General features: G+C 56.9%; 2 protein-coding genes and 1 pseudogene. 1 reads left to right on the top strand and 2 read right to left on the bottom strand.

The window, feature by feature from the left end; all coding sequences use genetic code 11:
- Window positions 1-260: 260 nt before the first annotated feature.
- Window positions 261-1361: pseudogene (locus tag HMPREF3148_RS14100) on the bottom strand (IS3 family transposase); the annotation flags it as partial.
- A gap of 201 nt (window positions 1362-1562) precedes the next feature.
- On the opposite strand from HMPREF3148_RS14100, the gene HMPREF3148_RS13775 reads away from it, so the two are divergent.
- Complete coding sequence (locus HMPREF3148_RS13775; protein WP_070509298.1) at window positions 1563-2840, top strand: Fic family protein; 1278 nt, start codon at window positions 1563-1565, stop codon at window positions 2838-2840.
- 137 nt (window positions 2841-2977) lie between these two features.
- Here HMPREF3148_RS13775 and HMPREF3148_RS12970 read toward each other — a convergent pair whose 3' ends face one another.
- Complete coding sequence (locus tag HMPREF3148_RS12970; protein ID WP_049063227.1) at window positions 2978-4138, bottom strand: RtcB family protein; 1161 nt, start codon at window positions 4136-4138, stop codon at window positions 2978-2980.
- Window positions 4139-4758: the final 620 nt, after the last annotated feature.

Genomic DNA, 4758 nt, shown 5'->3' with positions numbered 1-4758 from the left:
GTTCCACTCTGCACTGTAATGCTCTTAAAATAAGTATTACCCCATAGAACGATTAAGCCAAATAACTTTCGACGACATATACCTCATCTCCCCGTCCAGTTGGAATGATTGAAACACCGTAATGCTCCCAGACCTAATCAAAATTCAGGACTTCCAGAAAGAGAACTCTGGGCGGCTGGTGAGCGACGGTTTCAAGGAGCCCGACCCCGGAAAGTAGACACCGTGGGGTGAACAAAATGTAGGTGTAAGCCTATCAGACCTTAAGCGGCTTGGGACTCGAACTCATCGGGAGTTTTATACCCGCACCAAGTGTGCCGACGGCACGTGTTGTAGCGCACGCACCACCGGAAGACGTCTCGGCGGCAGATCAGTTGATTGGCGAATGTCTTCGCATCTTTGAGGACCTCCCGTATCAGAGCCGCGTTGAACGACTCAGCCAGCGAATTATCCGCGCTGGTTCCCACCGCGCCCATCGACTGGGTAACGCCCAAGCGCTTGCATGTTGCCTGGAACTGCGACGAGGTATACACGCTTCCATGATCCGAGTGGAAAACCGCACCATCAAGACCTCCACGCAGATGGGAAGCGTTTTCGAGGGCTTCTTCTACCAGTTCGCAACGCACGTGATCTGCGATAGCAAAGCCGACAAGTTTGCGGGAAAAACAATCAATCATTGTTGCCAAGTACATGTTCGTTCCGTCTGCGATCGGCAGATACGTAATATCGCCAACAAGCACACGATTTGCAGCGCAGGCTGTGAAGTCACGGTTGACCAAGTCTGCAAACACGCGCCGGCCTTTGTCGCGCACAGTGGTCTAGACCCTGCGCTTCTTTTGAAATCCGAACAGGTTCTGGGCCCGCATCAAACGTGCCACCTTTTTGCGATTGATCCGCTTGGCAGGGGTTGTAGCACCGTCGCGACGTGTGGGGTCGTTGAGTTCGGCGGTGATGCGACGAGCGCCCCACACGCCGTTTTCAGCGTCGAAAATGGTCTGGATCTCCGCGGCCACCACAGCGTCATCTAAAAGGCGCGCACGGCGCCGCGGAGCCGAGTTCTTCCACTTGTAATACGAAGACCGATTTAAGCCCAGGACTGTGCACATCCGCTTGACCGAGTAGTCGGGGATATGGTCACAAGTGAACTGGAAGCGGATCACCAGGTCGTCTCTTTAAGCAAAATACTTCGCGGCCTTGCGCAGAATATCGCACTCTTCACGAAGCTGCTGGCTTTCGCGCTCTCGCCGACGGATTCTTTCCGTATCAGCCAGCTTTTCTGTGGGCGACGCTGCATCATCATCCTCGGCGACGTTGGTGCCGAATTGCTAGTACCAATACCCCAAAATCGAGCGATTGGTTCCGATAATCTTTTCCACTCATCCAGAACCATACGAAGCATAGGACCGTATCAAGCGTCTTTAACAAAGCAGTGACTCACGATAAGAGTTATCTGGCGCATTGCGCTCGCAGTCCACCGGGATAACGGCTATCCCGGTAAACTAGGATATCAATCTACCAAGATAAACCTTATCCCCAATGCCCCAAGCGCATGAGAGGAGTCAACTGTGGCAAAGACAGTCGAATTGGAATGGATCCCCGCTGATGGCAGCGGTCTTTCTCGACGCGCCAAACAGGGAGGTAAGTATCACGCTTTCGTTCCCGATTCCCTTGCAGGCATGTCGTTGAAACTGCCGTCCGAGCTCTCGCGACGTATCGTTCGCATCGAGCGGGAGATTCACAATCTCGGGATGAGAGACAATACCCACTCCCTTGAAGGAGTTGCGCGACTCCTGCTCCGATCTGAGGCCGTCGCCTCCTCCCGGATCGAAGGAATCGCTCCCAACTCCGACAAAGTGGCCATGGCGATCCTCGCGCGTGAATCAGATGCCGAAATTCGGGGATTCAAAGAATCCGCAACAGCTGTCGCCCGCAATGTCGCCATCCTCGACACCATCAATGCAGACTTGGCTTACAAAGACGAGCTGGTCCTGGATGACATTGTTGCAATGCAGACAGCGCTCGTTGCAGAAAAGCCTTTGCAAGGAGTACGTACTACTCAAAACTGGATTGGTGGGTCTGACTATCACCCCATCGATGCGGCTTTTGTCCCCCCGCCTCCTGTACAAGTCCCAGGACTCCTCGACGATCTCATTGAATACTTCAACGGGGCAGACCACGCCGCGCTCGTTCAAGCAGCACTCGTTCATGCACAGTTCGAGACCATCCACCCATTCCCGGATGGGAATGGACGCGTGGGGCGAGCCATGATTCACGCGCTTTTGCAGCGCAGAGGGCTCACCGATGCTGCGGTTCTCCCCGTCAGTATGGTTCTGGCAACGCTCGGTGACCGTTACGTCGACGGACTCACGAAATTCCGCGAGGGTGACGTGCTGGCATGGATCTCTTTCTTCGTCGAGGCAGCACAAGTCGCCACCACCAAAGCAGCTGACCTTGCGGATAGCGTCGCCGCCTTAGAAGCAGAATGGATGGACAAGGTCAATCACCACCGCACTGCGCAAGGAAGCAAGCGCGCATTGAAATCGAATTCGACGGAGTTCCAACTGCTCAAGAAGCTTCCTGCCATGCCTTTGGTCACGGTGTCCATCGTGAAGTCCGAGCTGGGGATTTCATCGACAAGCACGGCCCGAGATGCTCTCGATTCACTCACCGACGCTGGCATTCTGCGTAAGAAAGTCATCGGTGCGGGCGGGCTTCTCGGTTACTTCGCTGACGATGTTTTCATGTTGGTCGACGATGCTGAACGCCAACTCGCCTCGACGCAGTTTAATACTCGGCTTTCACCTCCGACCGGCCGAGCGGTTCCAGCCCTTCGCGATAAATAAGCAGTAATCATTAGTAGTCACGCGCTTCGTTTCCTTACATAAGGCAAAGCGTCGTGCTGGTGCGACGCTGCAGGAGGGGGCATCGGAAAGCGCAAAAGGGACCGTCACTCAAAGTGACGGTCCCATCATGGCGCAGGTTAGGTGCCCTTAACGTTGAGAATCTGGCGCAGGGTGTGCTTGACCTCAACGAGCTGGGTGGCATCGGCCATCACGCGGTCGATGTCCTTGTAGGCATCCGGAATCTCATCGACGAACTCGGCGCCGGGACGATAGACGATGCCTTCCATGCGTGCGGCAAGGTCCGCCTCGGTGAAGCGGGCCTTGGCCTGGGTGCGAGACATAACGCGACCTGCGCCATGCGGCGCAGACTTGAGGCCCGGCGCGTAGCCCTTGCCTTCCACGACGTAGCTGGCGGTGCCCATCGAGCCGGGGATGAGACCGCGGTCGCCCTCATCCGCCTTGATGGCGCCCTTGCGCGTGAGCCACACGTTCTTACCGTAGTGGTTCTCGCGCTGGGTGTAGTTGTGGTGGCAGTTGATGCGCTCGAGCTCGAGGTTCTCGCGATCCGCGCCGGACCAAGTGGCGACGCAGTCGAGGAAGCGGTCCATCATCTCATCGCGATTGAGCAGCGCAAAGTGCTGTGCCCAGTGCAGATCCGCAATGTAGGAGTCGAACTCTTCCGTGCCCTCGACGAGGTAGGCCAGGTCCTTGTCCGCAAGCTGGATCCAGTGCTTCTCACAGTGGCGCTGCGCGGCCTTGATGTGCTTCTGTGCAATCTTGTTACCCACGCCGCGCGAGCCAGAATGCAGGAACAGCCAGACGCGGTCGGATTCGTCGAGACACAGCTCGATGAAGTGGTTGCCACCGCCCAGGCTGCCCAACTGCTGGCGCCAGTTCTTCGAATGACTAAGGTCCACGCCGGTGTCCTGGGCCAGCTGCGCGAGCTCGCGCGTGCGGGCCTCGGTGCGCGGGTCCATGATCCAACCGTTGTAGTTTCCGGGCGAGAGTGGAATGGAGTCTTCGACCGCGGTGCGCAGGTCCTCGAGAGCGAAGTCCTGGATATCCGCGTGCGTAAGGTGGGTCCGCACGGCAATCATGCCGCAACCGATATCCACGCCGACGGCCGCCGGGATGACGGCACGCAGCGTACCGAAGACGGTGCCGACCGAGGAGCCCTTGCCGAAATGGGCATCAGGCATGAGCGCCACGTGTGGGTAGACGAAGGGCAGGTCAGCGACGAGTTGTGCCTGCGCCACCGTCTTGTCTTCAACAATGGAGGCGAAGTTGTGCAGGCGCATAAAAGAGCCTTTCTCTGCGTTTGCGTAACGCAGTTCGTGAGAAAGGGCCTGCTTTGGCGGCTGACTTAAAGGTTTGCGCGCGGGTCGCGCGGCTGGCACCAACGTCCGGGATAAGCAGGGCCGCTTTCCCGGGAAATGGTCAAGTCAGCCTGTTAGAAGAGTTGCTTAAAGAAGCGCCCGAGCGGCTGATTGTTATAGGTCATCGTCGCGGTTCGCCTCCTTTGCGCTTTCTTGTTCTTCTTTCGGGCTGTTAGTGCTGCGTATGAGCCTACACGATGTACGCGATTTCTACATGCGATTGATGATGCAAGAAAATTCACCCAGCCACGAAAACCTGACACCGTCCATTCAACCGCATTCGCTGCCTGCTCATTTGTTCGTCCGTCTGGCGGGTGTCGTGCGCCGTGATAAGCTTCATTTAATCGTTCAGCCCGCCTCGACCTAGTCGAGAGTGGGCTGGATCTTTATCTGGGTTATGCAGCAAGATTGCGCTGGGTAAAACCGACGTCGTGGTCGCCGGCGGCATCGACGACGTGCAGGGCGAGTCCCTCCAAGGCGGGTTGAAGCGTCCTGGGTTTTGTTCCGTTTCTTTTACGGCCCTGTGTTGATGGGCTGGGTGA

This window comes from Corynebacterium sp. HMSC05D08 (genome assembly GCF_001807215.1).
GTDB classification, from domain to species: Bacteria; Actinomycetota; Actinomycetes; order Mycobacteriales; family Mycobacteriaceae; genus Corynebacterium; species Corynebacterium striatum.
The sequence above is the reverse complement of the archived record's forward strand: the minus strand, read 5'-3'. Positions and strand labels throughout refer to the sequence as shown.